The 15565-nt window shown below is 62.8% G+C and carries 15 protein-coding genes; 10 read left to right on the top strand and 5 right to left on the bottom strand.

Annotated elements, in window-relative coordinates; genetic code table 11:
- Positions 1-5: 5 nt before the first annotated feature.
- From kdpB to M5B98_RS20870, 4 genes are read left to right on the top strand one after another with little or no spacing between them, the layout of a single operon-like run.
- Positions 6-2072: a potassium-transporting ATPase subunit KdpB gene (gene kdpB, locus M5B98_RS20885; RefSeq protein WP_248743829.1), complete on the top strand. Its 2067-nt coding sequence runs from the start codon at positions 6-8 to the stop codon at positions 2070-2072.
- A gap of 57 nt (positions 2073-2129) precedes the next feature.
- The gene (gene kdpC, locus M5B98_RS20880) at positions 2130-2675 is read left to right on the top strand and encodes a potassium-transporting ATPase subunit KdpC (protein ID WP_192552149.1); all 546 of its coding nucleotides are present in this window, start codon (positions 2130-2132) and stop codon (positions 2673-2675) included.
- A gap of 28 nt (positions 2676-2703) precedes the next feature.
- Positions 2704-5355, top strand: a complete 2652-nt coding sequence (locus M5B98_RS20875; RefSeq protein ID WP_248743828.1) for a sensor histidine kinase — start codon at positions 2704-2706, stop codon at positions 5353-5355.
- A gap of 48 nt (positions 5356-5403) precedes the next feature.
- Entirely contained in the window at positions 5404-6102 is a 699-nt protein-coding gene (locus M5B98_RS20870) for a response regulator (protein WP_248743827.1), read from the top strand.
- Here M5B98_RS20870 and M5B98_RS20865 read toward each other — a convergent pair.
- Entirely contained in the window at positions 6099-7136 is a 1038-nt protein-coding gene (locus M5B98_RS20865; RefSeq protein WP_085710784.1) for a patatin-like phospholipase family protein, read from the bottom strand. The genes M5B98_RS20870 and M5B98_RS20865 overlap by 4 nt on opposite strands.
- A 218-nt stretch (positions 7137-7354) precedes the next feature.
- Here M5B98_RS20865 and M5B98_RS20860 point away from each other — a divergent pair, with 218 nt between their 5' ends.
- From M5B98_RS20860 to M5B98_RS20850, 3 genes are all read left to right on the top strand, one after another.
- Positions 7355-7633 (top strand): hypothetical protein, encoded by a 279-nt coding sequence (locus M5B98_RS20860; protein ID WP_007963692.1) that lies wholly within the window; start codon positions 7355-7357, stop codon positions 7631-7633.
- A 77-nt stretch (positions 7634-7710) separates the two neighbouring features.
- Complete coding sequence (locus M5B98_RS20855; protein ID WP_248743826.1) at positions 7711-8478, top strand: CHAD domain-containing protein; 768 nt, start codon at positions 7711-7713, stop codon at positions 8476-8478.
- A 121-nt stretch (positions 8479-8599) separates the two neighbouring features.
- Positions 8600-9394, top strand: coding sequence for an acyl-CoA thioesterase (locus tag M5B98_RS20850; protein ID WP_248743825.1), 795 nt, complete (start codon positions 8600-8602; stop codon positions 9392-9394).
- A 1-nt stretch (position 9395) separates the two neighbouring features.
- Here the strand turns inward: M5B98_RS20850 and M5B98_RS20845 are convergent, their stop codons facing one another.
- The 3 genes from M5B98_RS20845 to M5B98_RS20835 form a co-directional block, all read right to left on the bottom strand.
- Positions 9396-9761, bottom strand: coding sequence for an Mpo1-like protein (locus M5B98_RS20845; protein WP_119429646.1), 366 nt, complete (start codon positions 9759-9761; stop codon positions 9396-9398).
- A 121-nt stretch (positions 9762-9882) separates the two neighbouring features.
- Positions 9883-11364 carry a methyl-accepting chemotaxis protein gene (locus tag M5B98_RS20840; RefSeq protein WP_248743824.1) on the bottom strand — a complete coding sequence of 494 codons (1482 nt, stop codon included), beginning with the start codon at positions 11362-11364 and terminating at the stop codon, positions 9883-9885.
- 109 nt (positions 11365-11473) lie between these two features.
- On the bottom strand, positions 11474-12280 hold the full coding sequence (locus M5B98_RS20835) for a TatD family hydrolase (RefSeq protein WP_248743823.1): 807 nt from the start codon (positions 12278-12280) through the stop codon (positions 11474-11476).
- 236 nt (positions 12281-12516) lie between these two features.
- Here M5B98_RS20835 and M5B98_RS20830 point away from each other — a divergent pair, with 236 nt between their 5' ends.
- From M5B98_RS20830 to M5B98_RS20820, 3 genes are all read left to right on the top strand, one after another.
- Positions 12517-13938, top strand: coding sequence for a transglycosylase SLT domain-containing protein (locus M5B98_RS20830; RefSeq protein WP_248743822.1), 1422 nt, complete (start codon positions 12517-12519; stop codon positions 13936-13938).
- A gap of 106 nt (positions 13939-14044) precedes the next feature.
- A complete protein-coding gene (locus tag M5B98_RS20825) occupies positions 14045-14479 on the top strand; it encodes a DoxX family protein (RefSeq protein WP_085710777.1) in 435 nt (144 codons plus the stop codon).
- 250 nt (positions 14480-14729) lie between these two features.
- Positions 14730-15038, top strand: coding sequence for a class I SAM-dependent methyltransferase (locus M5B98_RS20820; protein ID WP_192552142.1), 309 nt, complete (start codon positions 14730-14732; stop codon positions 15036-15038).
- Between the two features lie 3 nt (positions 15039-15041).
- Here M5B98_RS20820 and greB read toward each other — a convergent pair whose 3' ends face one another.
- Positions 15042-15539 carry a transcription elongation factor GreB gene (gene greB / locus M5B98_RS20815; protein WP_003226818.1) on the bottom strand — a complete coding sequence of 166 codons (498 nt, stop codon included), beginning with the start codon at positions 15537-15539 and terminating at the stop codon, positions 15042-15044.
- Positions 15540-15565 lie beyond the last annotated feature (26 nt).

Here is a 15565-nt window from a genome sequence, read left to right as displayed (position 1 = left end):
CCATCATGAATATGCATGTTCCAGCTTCAAAACCTGCGGTAGCTGCCAAGTCGGCAGAAGCGCCCAAAACCGCGATCAGCGCCCTGTGGCGTCCGGCGCTGGTGCAAGCGTTCGTCAAGCTCGATCCGCGCCAGCTGGTGCGTTCGCCGGTGATGCTGGTGGTCGAACTGACCGCGATTTTCACCACCGTGCTGTGCTTCATCCCGGACAACGTCGTACCGACTTTTGTCGCGGCGCAAATCGCCCTGTGGTTGTGGTTCACCGTGCTGTTCGCCAACTTCGCCGAAGCGCTGGCCGAAGGTCGTGGCAAGGCCCGCGCCGACAGCCTCAAGGCCGGCAGCGAAGGGCTGAGCGCCCGGCGCAAACTGGCCAACGGCAGCTTTCAGGTGGTGCCCGCCGCCAGCCTGCGCAAGGGCGATGTGGTGCGCGTCGAAGCCGGGGAAATGATCCCCGGTGACGGTGAAGTCATCGAAGGCATCGCGGCGGTCAACGAAGCGGCGATCACCGGTGAGTCCGCTCCGGTCATCCGCGAGTCCGGCGGCGACCGTTCCGCCGTCACCGGCAATACGCGACTGGTGTCCGACTGGCTGCTGGTGAAGATCACCGCCAACCCCGGCGAGTCGACTCTGGACCGCATGATCGCGCTGGTCGAAGGCGCCAAACGCCAGAAGACCCCGAACGAAGTGGCGCTGGACATCCTGCTGATCGGCCTGACCCTGATCTTCCTGCTGGTGGTCGTGACCCTGCAACCGTTCGCCCACTTTGCCAACGGCAGCCTGCCGCTGGTGTTCCTGGTGGCGTTGTTGGTCACGCTGATTCCGACCACCATCGGCGGCCTGCTGTCGGCCATCGGTATCGCCGGGATGGATCGTCTGGTGCGTCTGAACGTGATCGCCAAGTCCGGTCGTGCAGTGGAAGCGGCGGGTGATGTGCACGTGTTGCTGCTGGATAAGACCGGTACCATCACCTTCGGCAACCGTCGTTGCAGTGCGGTGTATGCCGCGCCGGGTGTGAATGCCCGAGAACTGGCCGAAGGCGCGCTGTTCGCCTCGCTGGCCGATGAAACGGCTGAAGGCAAGTCTATCGTCGAGTACCTGCGCGGCTCCAATCCGCAGCCGGAACCAGCCCCTGAAACCCTGACTGCCGTGCCGTTCAGCGCGGAAACCCGCTTGTCAGGCGTCGACTATCAGGGCCGTGTATTCCGCAAGGGCGCGGTGGATTCGCTGCTGGCGTTCCTCGGTCAACAACGCAAGGATCTGGCCCCGGCGCTATCCCGTGAAATTGACAAGATTGCCCAGAGCGGTGGCACGCCATTGCTGGTCTGCGCCGACGGCAAACTGCTCGGCGCGATCCACCTGAAAGACGTGGTCAAGCCGGGCATCCGCGAGCGTTTCGCCGAGCTGCGCAAACTGGGGATTCGCACGGTGATGGTCACCGGCGACAACCCGCTGACCGCCGCCGCGATTGCCGCTGAAGCGGGCGTCGACGATGTGCTGGCCGAAGCGACACCGGAGAAAAAACTGGCGCGCATCCGCCACGAGCAGAATGACGGTCGTCTGGTCGCGATGTGCGGCGACGGTGCCAACGATGCCCCGGCGCTGGCCCAGGCTGACGTCGGCATGGCGATGAACGACGGCACTCAGGCAGCACGCGAAGCGGCCAACATGGTCGACCTCGACAGCGATCCGACCAAGCTGCTGGACGTGGTGCAGATCGGCAAGGAATTGCTGGTGACCCGTGGTGCGCTGACGACCTTTTCCATCGCCAACGACGTGGCCAAGTACTTCGCGATCCTGCCGGCACTGTTCGCTGCGATCTACCCGCAACTGGGCGTGCTGAACATCATGCATTTGAGCAGCCCACAGAGCGCGATCCTCTCGGCCATCGTCTTTAACGCTTTGATCATTGTCGTGCTGATCCCGCTGGCCCTGCGCGGCGTGCGGGTGCAGGCCGCGAGTGCGGCGGCGCTGCTGCGACGCAATCTGCTGATCTATGGCCTGGGCGGGATTCTGGTGCCGTTCGTGGGGATCAAGGCGATCGACATGCTGCTGACGGCGTTGCACCTGGTTTGAACCTGAACAGCGGTGTGCCGGGCACACCGCTTCAAGCACGAATTCGAGGATTCCGAAATGTCCACAATGTTACGTCCGGCCCTGAGCCTGCTGGTGCTGATGACCCTGGTCACCGGCGTTGCCTATCCACTGGTCGTCACCGGCGTTGCCCAGGTCGCCTTCCCCGAGCAGGCCAATGGCAGTCTGGTGCGCGATGCTGAAGGCAAGGTGCGTGGCTCGTCGCTGATCGCTCAGGATTTTGTCGGCGATGCGTGGTTTCATCCACGTCCGTCGGCCGGAGCCTTTGCCACCGTGTCGAGCAGCGCGAGCAACCTGGCACCGAGCAATCCGGCGCTGGCCACTCGGGTGATCGATGATGCCAACAAGCTGCTGGTGCCCGGTCAGGGCCCGGTGCCGCTGGCGTTGCTGACCACCTCCGGCAGCGGTCTCGATCCGCACTTGCCACCAGCGGCGATTGCCTATCAACTGGCGCGTGTCGCCCACGCGCGCAACTTGCCGGTGGCGACCTTGCAGCAGTTGCTCGACGCGCACATCGAACAGCCGCTGGTGGGCCCGCCGGTGGTGAATGTGCTGGCGTTGAACATGGCGCTGGAAAAGCTGTAATGAATCCTTCAGGAAGAGAGCTTCAAGCATGAGTGACTCCGGCCGCGCCGACGCGCTGTTAGCAGAACTGCCCCGCGACGGACGCGGCCGGCTCAAGGTTTTTCTCGGCGCCGCGCCGGGCGTGGGCAAGACCTTCGCCATGCTGCAGGCCGCCCATAGCCAGCTGCGCCAGGGCGTGAAAGTCATCGCCGGTGTGGTCGAAACCCACGGCCGCGCCGAAACCGAAGCATTGCTCGGCGGCTTGCCGCAACTGCCGCTGGTGCGGTCCGAATATCGCGGCGTGACGCTGGAGGAAATGGACCTCGACGGTCTGCTCGCAGCAAAACCGAAGCTTGTGCTGGTCGACGAACTCGCCCACAGCAACGCCCCCGGCAGTCGCCACGCCAAACGCTGGCAGGACATTCAGGAACTGCTCGCCGCCGGCATCGACGTCTACACCACGGTCAACGTCCAGCACCTGGAAAGCCTCAACGATCAGGTGCGTGGCATCACCGGTGTGCAGGTGCGTGAAACCCTGCCGGATTGGGTCTTGCAGGAAGCCTACGAACTGCTGCTGATTGACCTGCCGCCCCGGGAACTGCTCGAGCGCTTGCGCGAAGGCAAGGTCTACGTACCGGAGCAGGCCCGGGCCGCGATCGATGCGTTTTTCACCCAGACCAACCTCACCGCTTTGCGGGAGCTGGCGATGCAGACCGCTGCGGCGCAGGTCGACAACGATCTGGCCCAGGGCTACCGCAAGCTCGGTCAGGCCGCGCCGGCGGTGCGCGGTCGCTTGCTGGTCGGCGTCGATGGCAATGCCGATGCCGAACGATTGGTGCGCCATGCCAGTCGTGTGGCCCAACGCCGGCATTTGCCGTGGAGCCTGGTGCACGTCGACAACGGCAGCGTGCGCGATGAGCAATCGCGTCTGCGCCTGCAAGGTGCCCAGCAACTGGCCGAACGGCTTGGCGGCGAAGTGGTGCTGCTGCGAGCCGGCGAAGTGGCGAAGACCCTGATCCAGCACGCTACCGAGCGCCGGGCCAGTCTGGTGCTGGTCGGCCAGTCGCGGCCGAGCCTGCGCCGGCGCCTGTTCGGTGGTGGACTGGCGGCGCGCCTGTTGCGTCAGTCCCACGGCCTGGAAATCAACGTGCTGGACAGCGATCACGAGCAGCACGCGCCACGCCTGCGGACGGCGCCGACGCTGGTGTGGTTCGACTATGCGCTGGCGCTGGTGGCGACCATTCTGGCCAGTGCGCTGGCGTGGGCGGTGTCCAGCGTATTACCGCTGCCGAACATCTCGCTGGTGTTCCTCGCGGCGGTGTTGCTGGTGGCGGTGCGCAGCAGTCTCGGGCCTTCGCTGGCCTGTGCGGCGTTGTCGTTTCTGACCTATGACTTTCTGTTCATTCCGCCGAATTTTTCCTTCGCCATCCAGCGCGAAGAAGACGTGCTGACCTTGCTGTTCTTCCTGCTGATGGCGGCGCTCACCGGCAATCTGGCGGCGCGTCAGCGTCGGCAATTGCAGGCGTTGCGCGATACCCAGGAAGAGACCACCGAGCTGCTCGACCTGTCGCGCAAACTGACTGCCGCCACCGACCGTCAGGCCGTGGTCAGCGCCGCCGCGCAGCACCTCAATGGCTGGAGCGATCTGCAATTGTGCCTGCTCAATCGCGATGGCCAGGGCGGCTGGAAAGTCGAGACCGGCGGGCCGTTGCAATTCACCGAAGCGGAACGCGCCGCCGCCGACTGGGCCTGGCAACACGATCAACCGGCGGGCATGGGCACCGGCACCTTGCCGTTCGGGCGTTGGTGGTGGTGGCCGCTGTCGGTGGAAGACGGGCCGCTCGCACTGCTCGGTGTGTGTGCCAAAGAAGGCCAGACCTTGAGTGGTCAACGTCGCCGCTTGCTGACCGCGTTGAGCCAGCCACTGGCTCAGGCACTGGCCCGGGCGCAGCTGGCCGATGACCTGGAAGCCGCGCGTCTGCACGGTGAAACCGAACAACTGCGCAGTGCCTTGCTGGCCTCGGTGTCTCACGATCTGCGCACGCCGCTGACCTCGATGCGTGGCAGCATCGACAGCTTGCTGGCTCTCGGTGAAGCGATCCCGCTGGAGGATCGCCGCGAGTTGCTCGAAGGCACCCGCGATGAAGCCGAGCGTCTCGACCGTTACATCCAGAACCTGCTGGACATGACCCGCCTCGGGCATGGTGCCCTGAAGCTGGCGCGGGACTGGGTGTCGCCGGCGGACATCGTCGGCAGTGCGCTCAATCGTCTGCGCGCGGTGTTGTCGTCGTTGCAAGTCAGTACCGATGTACCGGCCGAATTGCCGCTGCTGTTCGTCCATGCCGCGTTGATCGAACAGGCGCTGGTCAATGTGCTGGAAAACGCTGCGCGATTCTCGCCGTCCCACGGCCGTCTGCAACTGCGCGCCGGAGCGGATGACAGCGAGGTGTTTTTTTCGGTCAGCGATGAAGGGCCGGGGATTCCGGTCGATGAACGAGCGAAGATTTTCGACATGTTCTACACCGCCGCCCGGGGTGATCGTGGCGGGCAGGGCACGGGCCTGGGGCTGGCGATCTGTCAGGGCATGGTCGGCGCCCATGGCGGGCGGATCAGTGTCGGCGACGGTATCGACGGACGCGGCACCTGCATCACCCTGCACCTGCCTTTGCAGACGCAACCGGGGATGGACGGTGAAGCCTGAATCCGCCTGCGCTACTCTCTTGCCAATCTTTTGTGTTGATGTGAACTCATGACTCAGACCGCGACCATTTTGGTCATCGACGATGAACCGCAGATCCGCAAGTTCCTGCGCATCAGCCTCGCCTCGCAAGGCTACAAAGTGCTGGAGGCCGGCACCGGTGCCGAGGGCCTGGCTCAGGCGGCGCTGAACAAGCCCGACCTGCTGGTGCTCGACCTCGGCCTGCCGGACATGGACGGCCAGCAAGTGCTGCGCGAGTTTCGCGAGTGGGCCACGGCGCCGGTGCTGGTGCTGTCGGTGCGCGCCAGCGAAGGGCAGAAAGTCCAGGCGCTGGATGGCGGCGCCAATGACTACGTGACCAAACCGTTCGGCATTCAGGAGTTTCTCGCCCGGGTCCGCGCATTGTTGCGCCAGGCGCCGACCGGCGAAGCGCAACAGGCAGCGCTGGCCTTCGGCCCGCTGACGGTGGATCTGGCCTATCGCCGGGTGCTGCTCGACGGCGTCGAAGTTGCCCTGACCCGCAAGGAATACGCCGTGCTCGCGCAACTGGCGCGGCATCCGGGGCGGGTGATTACCCAGCAACAACTGCTCAAGGATATCTGGGGGCCGACCCACACCGAGGACAGTCACTATCTGCGCATCGTCGTTGGCCATCTGCGGCAGAAATTGGCGGACGATCCGACCCGGCCACGATTCATCGTGACCGAGGCCGGTGTCGGCTATCGATTGTTGAACGAGAGCAGTCTTTAGCTCTGCTCGCTTTCGTAGCGATCCAGCGTATCCCGGGCGATCTCCCGACCCAGTGCGATCAGCTCCGGCGCCTTGTAGAACTCGAAGAACCGGCAGACCCGCTTCGGCACGTTGATCAGGATGTCCGGCGGATACCCGGCGATCTTGTATTGCGCCAGCGAGGTCTGCATCACCTCGAAACTCTGGTTGATCAGATCCAGCAACGACGCCGGCCCGACGTTATCGACGATGAACGAACCGGTGGCGGACTTCGGTGCACCGTCGCGCTCGGGGGCGGCAGCCGGTTGCTGGGTTTCGGGCTCCGCACCTTCGACCCACGGATTGATCTCGGCGGCCTCGGCGCGCAACGCTTCCTGTTCCAGTCGCAGCAGTTGCTCGGCTTGTGTGCGGCGGAACGGCATCTTCGAACCGAGTGAACTGATCAGATTGTCGAAGCGGCTACGAAACGCCGCCGGGCGTTGAATCACCGGAAGTTTGTAATGGCGCTGGTTGGTCGAGTTGAGATTGACCGCGATGATCAGATCGCAGTGGCTCGACACCACCGGCACGATCGGCAACGGATTGAGAATGCCGCCATCCACCAGCATGCGGTTGCCCTGCATCACCGGGGTGAACAGGCTGGGAATCGCCGCCGAGGCACGCATCGCCTGATGCAGGCAGCCTTCCTGAAACCAGATTTCCTGCTGGTTGGTGAGGTCGGCGGCGACCGCCGTGTAAGGGATGCGCAGCTCCTCGATGTTGATTTCGCCAACGATCTTGCGGATCTGGCCGAAGACCTTTTCACCACGGATCGCGCCGAGGCGGAAACTCACGTCCACCAGCCGCAGCACATCGAGGTAATCCAGGCCTTCGATCCAGCGTCGGTACTCGTCGAGTTTACCGGCCGCGTAGATGCCGCCGACCACCGCCCCCATCGAACAACCGGCAATGCAGGCGATGTCGTAACCACGCCGTTCGATCTCCTCGATGACCCCGATATGGGCATAGCCCCGGGCGCCACCGGAGCCCAGCACCAGTGCGACACGCTTTTTCATCAGACTTCCTCCCCGACAGGTTTCCACAATGCACCCATCGAGGGCCGGGCTACAATCGTCAGGGTCGTTCGGGGTGGCGCTGGCGTCGTTATTTCGATACTTCATGACCCGCTGACGCTATCTTTTGCCGTGCGGTGGATTCACGGGGCACAAGGCACTTTTTCACCGCCCGAACGTCTTAATTGCACGACTGTTGACCTATCTTTGAGGTGTAAGTGATGAAAGCCTGGATCTGTGTGCCCTTGATTGCCCTGGCATTGGCCGGTTGCGCCGGCAAGACGGCCTACCGCGACAGCTGCGGCAGCCAGCTCGATGCGGCGTGGCATGAGCTGGATCTGGCCAAGGCCGAGGGTTTTGCCGGAACGGTGAGTTACTCCAAGGCCCTGTCGCTGCTGACGGCGGCCAAGACCCAACAGCAATTCGAGGGTTTCGAAGGTTGCAGCAACAAAGCCGAGAAGGCGCGTTTCTACATTCGCGAATCCCGCGCCGGGCGCTAAGCTGCTGACGTAGCGCAAGTGCAGGTGCCTTGCGCAGGTACACACTCATGCAGCGCCATTGAATACAGGAGCAAGTAATGTCTGCGTTGGTCGACCGGTTGGTGGCTCATGTCCTGAGCCTGGAAGTCAGGCTGCTGGCCTGTCAGGCACGTTTGACCGCCCGGACCGACCCTGAGGCGCTGCATGATCTGCGAACCACCGTGCGCCGCTTGCGCAGCCTGTTGCGGCCATTGCGCGGTTTGCCCGGTGTCGAGCAACTGGAAGTCGCGGCGGCCGGTGTCGGGCAAGTGACCACGCCTTGGCGCGATCGCGAGGTGCTGGCGGCGTACCTGCTCGAACATGGCCAGCCTGAGGCCGCGCAGCGGCGCATGGCACAGATGGCCGAGGCTTATCCGGCATTGGCGGCCAGTGCGGAAGTGGCTTCGCTGCTGATGATCCTCGATGCGTTTCCGCGTTTCCTGCGGGCATCCCAGCGTCAGGGATTGCTCGATGACCTGGACAAGCGCATCGAAAAACGCCTGGGCAAACAATGGAAGAACCTCGACGTGGCGCTGCACGATCCGGCCCACGACCGCCATCGCCTGCGCCTGCTGATCAAGCGTGTGCGCTACGGCATCGAGGCTTATCCCGAACTCGATCGCCTGCCAAAACCCGCGTTGGAGCGCCTGAAGTCCGCACAGGGTGCGTTGGGTGACTGGCACGATTGCTGGCAATGGCTGGCGAAAGCCGAGCAGGAAGCGGATCTGCAACCCTGCGTCGCCACCTGGCAAGCCACCATGATCAAGGCTGAAAGCAAGGCTGACCGGGTGCTGGAGAAACTCAGCGCCGCCTGCTTCAAATCCTGAAACCCTCTACAGCTTGGCGCGGCTGTCTTATCTGTCAGTCTCTTTGACCGGAATGGACGCTGCGCCGCTCTGCCGCGCTGGTTAAGATCCGGTCATTCCCTTTTTCGTGTCCGAGGTTCCCATGCGCTTCTGCGATCTGATCGATGCTGTCCGCCGTCAACCGGAGGTCACCATTCCGGCCGAGTGGGGCCAGGGTCGGGCCAGTTTTGGCGGGTTGGTTGCCGCGCTGCAATTTGAAGTCATGCGCACTCGGGTGCCAGCCGAACGGCCGGTGCGTTCGCTGGCGATCACCTTCGTCGGGCCGGTCGAGCCTGAAGTACCGGTGAGCTTCGAGGTCGAGGTATTGCGCGAAGGCAAAGCGGTCATTCAGGTGCTGGGACGCGCCGTACAGAACGGCCAGGTGGTGACGATGGTACAAGGCAGCTTCGGTGCTTCGCGCCCGTCGGAAGTGGCGGTTGCAGCCTATCCGGCACCGGAGATGAAACACTGGGACGAGTGCCAGGAGCTGCCGTACATCAAAGGCGTGACCCCGGAGTTCATGCGTCATCTGGCGATGCGCTGGAGTGTCGGCGGCATGCCGTTCACCGGCATTCAATCGCGGCTGATGGGCGGATGGGTGCGCTTGCGTGGGGATGTGAAGGAGGAGCCGGTCAACGAGGCGCATCTGCTGGCGCTGGTCGATGCCTGGCCACCTGCGCTGTTGCCGTATCTGAAGAAACCGGCGCCGGGCAGCACGCTGACCTGGACCATCGAATTCGTTCAGCCTTTACACGATTTGAGCACGCTGGACTGGTGCCAGTATCTGGCGGACATCGAGTACGCCGCCGACGGTTATGGTCATGTCGCCGCCAAACTGTGGAGCGCGCAAGGCGAGCTGATCGCCATGAGCCGGCAGACGGTGACGATCTTCGCCTGACTCAATGCCGGCGGTGGCGTTCACGCCAGGCGCGGTACCAGCCGCCGCTGAGCAGAAAGCGCGGGAAGGTCAGAAACTGCTCGACCAGCAGGCGCGATACCGCGTCCTTGCGATCACTGAACGGCTCGGAGGCTTGCGCCTCCAGGCTGTGGCCGTGGCGCTGCAGACCCAGCGCCGCGACGATGCCGATCACACCGATGGCCACACTCGCCAGACTCAGGCTGAACACGCCCGAGACGATCAACAGAAACGCGACGATGAACAGCGGCACGGCAATCAAGTGCAGCACCAGATTGGTCGGGTGCTGGTGATTGGCCGGGTACGCGCGCCATTGCCACGCGGGAAGGTTGGGGTGACGTTTGCCCATGTTGCTGTTCCTCAATCCATGTTCGAATTCATGGTTGAAGAATAGGCCCGGGCGGGCAGGGCGGCGAATCAAGGTTGGCTATTGCAGTGATAGGGACAATGACTGTCCCTGATGTTGCCCCCTAGAGCTTCAACTGACCGATTGCCTTGTTCAGTTCCCCGGCCAGCGTCGCCAACTCGTTACTGGTGGTCGCCGAATCCACGGTCTGCTGCACGGTGTTTTCGGTCACATCACGAATGCTCACCACCGCGCGGTTCATCTCTTCGGCCACCTGGCTCTGCTGTTCCGCCGCTACCGCAATCTGCGTATTGCTCTCGCGCATCTGCGCCACCGCGCCGGTGATTTCTGCCAGCGCTTCGCCGGCCTCCTGGGCCTGCTGCACGCAGTCGTCGGCCTTGTACGAACTCTCCTGCATGAAATCCACCGCATCGCGGGTGCCGGCCTGCAGCGCCGAGACCATGGTGGTGATTTCATCGGTGGAGGTCTGCACACGTTTGGCGAGGTTGCGTACCTCGTCGGCGACCACCGCGAACCCGCGACCCATTTCCCCGGCACGGGCCGCTTCAATGGCGGCATTGAGGGCCAGCAGATTGGTCTGTTCGGCGATGCTGTGGATCACGCTGACCACGCCGTTGATCTTCTGACTGTCTTCGGCCAGACGCTGGATCATCTCGGCAGTCTGTTGCACGCCGCTGGACAGGCCGGCAATCGAATGCTGGACGCGGGTGACGACTTGCTGACCGCTGCCGGCCAGACCATCGGCGGTCTGCGACAGATCGCGCGTGGCGCCGGCGTGCTGGGCGATGTGGTAGACGGTGGCGGTCATTTCGTTGATCGCCGTGGCGGCCTGATCGGTTTCGCTTTGCTGGCCGAGCATGCCGTGGCGCACCTCGTTCATGCTCGATGCCAGCCGTGCCGCGCCGACGTCCAGTTGTCGTGCGGTGTTGGCCACGGTGGTGACCACGCGCTGGTAGCCGGCCTGCATCGCGTTGAAGGCATTGGCCATCTGACCGACTTCGTCCTTGCAGGCCAGCGGCACCCGGGCCGAAAGATCACCGGTTTTTTCCACGTGCAGCATCACGTCCTTGAGCGTGTTGAGCTGGCTGAGCAGGAAGCGGATCAGCAGCTGCGAAGCACCGAGCATCGCCAGCATCAGGATGAACACCGCCACCGCGTAGTTGGCGAAGCGTTCGCTGAACACCTGGCTGAGGCTGGGGGCGTAGGCAATCACGGCGACCTGCTGGCCATCGGCGCGGCTGAAGACTTCGGCGCCGAGCAGCGGGTTTTCGCCGAACAACGGCAGGTGACTGATTTCGATCCAGCCGTTGCTGTCAGTGATTTCCAGCAGTGGCTGATCGTTGAGGCGCGGCGCTTCACCGCGTTTGAACGTCAGCACTTGATCGGATTTGGGCAGCGCCTGTCCGGCCGGCCAGGCTTTGAGCAGCTGCGCCTGGGCCTGTGCGGAGGCCTGCGCGGCATGGCTGCGTGCCTGTTGTTCCAGCTGCACCGCGTACAGCACCAGCAACAGGGTGGTGACAAAGGCGACCGCGTTGACCGCCCAGAATTTGTATTTCAGCGAGATATTGCTAAGCCAGGCACCCATGGAGGTCTTCTCTGATAGCGGAAACAGTTTTGGCAAGGTGCCATTATTGTGCCGCTACGCAGGTGTCCGGATCTTGATATGCGTCAACAAGTGATGCATCTGCCTTGGCTCAGGGCAGGGCGGGCAGTCTGTAAAAAGCTCGGGCGCATGCGGTGGTATGGGCTGCGAGATCTTCCTCGGTTTCGCCCCGATGCAACGCTACTTCACGCAACACTTCGGTCAGATACGCAGGCTCGTTGCGCCCGTTCTTAGGCTTCGGTCGCAGTGTGCGCGGCAGCAGATATGGTGCATCGCTTTCCAGCATCAGGCGACCGCGTTTGATCTCCTTCACCAGCGGATGCAAGTGGGTGCCGCGCCGCTCGTCGCAGATCCAGCCGGTGATGCCGATGTGCAGATCCAGATCGAGGTAGCTGAACAACGCCTTTTGCTCGCCAGTGAAGCAATGCACCACGGCGGCAGGCAACTGATCGCGGAAATCACGGAGGATTTCCAGCAAGCGCTGGCTGGCGTCACGTTCGTGCAGGAACACCGGCAGTTGCAGTTCCACGGCCAGGGCCAAGTGTTCTTCGAGGACTTTTTCCTGCTGCGGGCGCGGGGAGAAATCGCGGTTGAAATCCAGCCCGCATTCACCCACCGCCACCACGTTCGATTCCTTCAGCAGAGCGCGCAGATGCCGTGCGCTGTCAGCGTTCCAGTCACTGGCCGAATGCGGGTGAATACCGGCGGTGGCGAACAGTCGCTGGCCGTCCGGATCCAGTTGCCGGCACAGTTCCAGTGCCTGTTCGCTGCCCTCGACGCTGGTGCCGGTCAGTACCAGTTGGCAGACCCCGGCAGCGTAGGCGCGGTCGAGTACGGCCTGGTGTTTGTCGGCGAAACTGGGGTTGGTCAGGTTGACGCCGATATCGATGAGTTGCATGGTGCTACCTCGGGCCGAAGGCCGGAAAGCATATCAGAGCAGTAGATTTAAAAGAAAAACCAAGAACTACAACGGCTTATGGCTGTCTGTTGAGGCCGCGAGGCAACACGGGGTGGCGCGGCTGCCATCACTGTGCCAGTCTCTCGCACTTTATCAGCGCTCCAGGCGCTCTGTTTTCGTCGGTGTTTTGCGACCGTTCAGCGGCAAAAACGCCCCGTATTCTTTCCGGAGAGTGGATGGTTCGTCCCTCGGTTTTGCTCCTGCTGTGTGGTTCGTTGCTGCTGCCGATGACAGCGGTCGCGCGCCTGCCCGGGCCGCTGCAAGCCGTGCCGGCCGCCAAGGTCCGCGACCTGACCGAGATCCGCAACAGCCGCGTGCTGCGCGTATTGGTCAACCAGAGCCGTAACAGCTCCGGCGAAGTCCAGGGCCAGACCATCGGCGTCGAATATCACCGTTTGCGCGCCTTCGAGCAGTACCTCAATGGCCACGCTCGCGACGGCCGGGAAATTTCCCTCAAGATCATTCCCAAAGCCAAGGATCAATTGCTCGGCGCGCTGCAGCGTGGCGAAGGTGATCTGGTGGCCCCCGGCGAACTGCTCGACCTGCAACCGGGCCACGCGGTCGCCAGCAGCGAGCCGATCGCCAGCAATGTGCCGCTGGTGCTGGTCGGCATCAAGGGCGAGAAGCGCTACACCAAGGTCGAGCAACTGGCCGGCAAAACCCTGGCCCTGCCCACCGGCAGTGCGGCGGGGGAGGCGGTCAGTCAGCTCAACCAGAAACTGGCGCTGCACAAACTGGCGCCGATCAAGATCGAATGGGTCGATCCAACCCTGGCGGTCGAAGACGTGCTGGAAATGGTCCAGGGCGGGATCTTCCACCTGACCATCGTCGAGCAACCGATTGCCGAGCGCTGGGGCAAGATCTTGCCCAAGTTGCGCTTCGACCGGCAGTTGATGATCAGCGAACCGGGCGAGGAATACTGGTTCGTGCGGCGCGATGCCTCGATGCTGCGCGCGAGCATCGACCGCTTCCTGACCGGCTACAAGACGCCGTCGAACGAAGACGCAGCGTTTCTACGAATCTACCGTCGTCTGTATCAAGTCCACTATCCATTGGCCAAGGCTGACCGTCAGCGCCTGGAAAAACTGCGCCCAACCCTGCAAAAGCATGCCGAAGCGCAGAACATGGATTGGCTGAACCTGGCCGCGCTGGCGTTCAAGGAATCGGCACTGCAACCCAGTGCACGCGGTGGCGGTGGGCCGACCGGGCTGATGCAGATCACGCCATCCGCCGCGCAGCGGGTCGGCGTCAATAACATCCAGAATCTCGATGCGAATGTGCAGGCCGGGGCCAAGTACCTGGCGATGATCCGCCGCAAGTTCTTCAACAGCCCCAAGCTCAACGAGCGCGAGCGCATGGCGTTCACCCTGGCCGCCTACAACATCGGCCCGGAGCGCGTGCAGGGCATGCGCGCCGAGGCCCGGCGCCGCGGGCTTAACCCGAATCAGTGGTTCTTTCAGGTCGAGCGCATCGCGATGGAGCAGGTGGGGATGGGCGCCGTCAGCTATGTTAATAGTGTGAACAAGTATTACTTGGCGTTCGACCGGGAGCGTGAGTCGTTGGAGCCCCGGGGACAGAAAGTTGTCTCACGCAAATGATCAAATAAATTGATTGTTATGGCGGAATATTTGCGCTTTTAACATAAATTTAACTGATTAATATGGCGGCCAACCAACAAGCACTTCTCCAACAAGGAATACAAACATGAGCTCTCTGATCAACAAGGTCCTGTTCACCCGCGCCGGCTACGGTCTGACCATCCTGCGCATTGCCGTCGGCGTGATCTTCGCTGCCCACGGTTCGCAGAAACTCTTCGGCCTGTTTGGTGGCTACGGCCTGGCGGGCACTGCGCAATACATGGAAAGCATCGGTCTGACCCCCGGCTATCTGATGGCGACTCTGGCAGGCGGTACTGAATTCTTCGCCGGTCTGGCATTGATCATCGGTCTGCTGGTGCGCCCGGCGGCACTCGGTCTGACCTTCCTGTCGCTGGTGGCGATCTTCACCGTGCACATCAGCAACGGTCTGTTCATGGCCAACAACGGTTACGAGTTTGCCCTGGCTCTGCTCGGTGGCAGCCTCGCGGTAATGATCGAAGGCGCCGGCAAGCTCTCGGTGGATCGCGCCATCGCCGGTTGACCGCTCTGGTTCAAGCAAAAGGCCCGCATTGTGCGGGCCTTTTTTGTTGCGGCTGATTCTTGACACTGGCTGGTCACGTTCTCTAGGATGCCGCTCATGCGCCGATTTAAACAGCTACTTGCGGGGCGCCAGGTGACTATTCTTCAGTTGCCGTCAGAAGCCGGAACAGGGCTTCGAAATACCGCTAAAGCGCTGGTTCGGTGTTGCCTCTCACCTGCCATGCAGACTTTTGAGGCAGAGACACGACACGATGAATGCACTTCGCCCTCCAGCACGTCCCGCGCCGATCACGGCACATGTCACCCAGCGCAATCCAAAAATCCTGCTTGGCGGTAAACACCAGCCGACGCTGTTGCGTTATCTCGATGGCTGGCCACGTCGCAGCGGCGGTCCTGCCGCATTCCTGATCCAGTTCGTTGAAGACGGCGAGTCGCTGGCGCGTTTTGCCGATGACAGTTTCGACCTGGCGGTGATCCAGTCGCCCAGCGCTGAAGACGCGCCGGAAATGATCCATCAGCTGACCCGCGTTGCCCGTCAGGGTCTGATTGCCCGGCGCTGAGCCTCAGGGGTAGTCGATCGCCACGATGTAAACGAATTGCTCGCCGGTTGGCGTCTGGACCCGGACTTCGGCGTCCAGCGCCTTGCCGATCAGGGCGCGGGCCAGCGGTGAGTCGATGCTGATCAGGCCCAGCTTCAGATCCAACTCATCCGGGCCGACGATGCGGTAGCGCGACTGTTTGCCATCTTCATCCTCGATGGTCACCCAGGCGCCGAAGTAAACCTTGTTCGGATCGCTTGGTTTTTCGCTGACCACTTTCAGCGCCTCAAGGCGCTTGGTGAGAAAGCGAACGCGACTGTCGATCTCGCGCAGCATCTTCTTGCCGTAGGTGTACTCGGCATTCTCCGAGCGGTCGCCCTGAGCCGCCGCCTCGCTGACCGACTGCGTCACCTGTGGCCGGCGTACGTGCCACAACTCATGGAATTCGGCGCGCATCCGCGCTTCACCTTCGGGGGTGATCAGCGCGGTGCCGGCGGTACGGGGAGGGCGATAACGGCTCATGGCAACTTCTTGTGGTATTGAGGGCT

It is taken from the genome of Pseudomonas sp. MWU12-3088 (assembly GCF_023242405.1).
Taxonomy (GTDB): domain Bacteria; phylum Pseudomonadota; class Gammaproteobacteria; order Pseudomonadales; family Pseudomonadaceae; genus Aquipseudomonas; species Aquipseudomonas kribbensis.
Note: the sequence above shows the minus strand (reverse complement) of the source record. Positions and strands in the feature narration are given on the sequence as shown.

Bases quoted from the DNA above. Each gene is read 5' to 3' on its own strand.
- kdpB (WP_248743829.1), top strand. From the start codon at position 6: ATGAATATGCATGTTCCAGCTTCAAAACCTGCGGTAGCTGCCAAGTCG.
- kdpC (WP_192552149.1), top strand. From the start codon at position 2,130: ATGTCCACAATGTTACGTCCGGCCCTGAGCCTGCTGGTGCTGATGACC.
- M5B98_RS20875 (WP_248743828.1), top strand. From the start codon at position 2,704: ATGAGTGACTCCGGCCGCGCCGACGCGCTGTTAGCAGAACTGCCCCGC.
- M5B98_RS20870 (WP_248743827.1), top strand. From the start codon at position 5,404: ATGACTCAGACCGCGACCATTTTGGTCATCGACGATGAACCGCAGATC.
- M5B98_RS20865 (WP_085710784.1), bottom strand. From the start codon at position 7,136: ATGAAAAAGCGTGTCGCACTGGTGCTGGGCTCCGGTGGCGCCCGGGGC.
- M5B98_RS20860 (WP_007963692.1), top strand. From the start codon at position 7,355: ATGAAAGCCTGGATCTGTGTGCCCTTGATTGCCCTGGCATTGGCCGGT.
- M5B98_RS20855 (WP_248743826.1), top strand. From the start codon at position 7,711: ATGTCTGCGTTGGTCGACCGGTTGGTGGCTCATGTCCTGAGCCTGGAA.
- M5B98_RS20850 (WP_248743825.1), top strand. From the start codon at position 8,600: ATGCGCTTCTGCGATCTGATCGATGCTGTCCGCCGTCAACCGGAGGTC.
- M5B98_RS20845 (WP_119429646.1), bottom strand. From the start codon at position 9,761: ATGGGCAAACGTCACCCCAACCTTCCCGCGTGGCAATGGCGCGCGTAC.
- M5B98_RS20840 (WP_248743824.1), bottom strand. From the start codon at position 11,364: ATGGGTGCCTGGCTTAGCAATATCTCGCTGAAATACAAATTCTGGGCG.
- M5B98_RS20835 (WP_248743823.1), bottom strand. From the start codon at position 12,280: ATGCAACTCATCGATATCGGCGTCAACCTGACCAACCCCAGTTTCGCC.
- M5B98_RS20830 (WP_248743822.1), top strand. From the start codon at position 12,517: ATGGTTCGTCCCTCGGTTTTGCTCCTGCTGTGTGGTTCGTTGCTGCTG.
- M5B98_RS20825 (WP_085710777.1), top strand. From the start codon at position 14,045: ATGAGCTCTCTGATCAACAAGGTCCTGTTCACCCGCGCCGGCTACGGT.
- M5B98_RS20820 (WP_192552142.1), top strand. From the start codon at position 14,730: ATGAATGCACTTCGCCCTCCAGCACGTCCCGCGCCGATCACGGCACAT.
- greB (WP_003226818.1), bottom strand. From the start codon at position 15,539: ATGAGCCGTTATCGCCCTCCCCGTACCGCCGGCACCGCGCTGATCACC.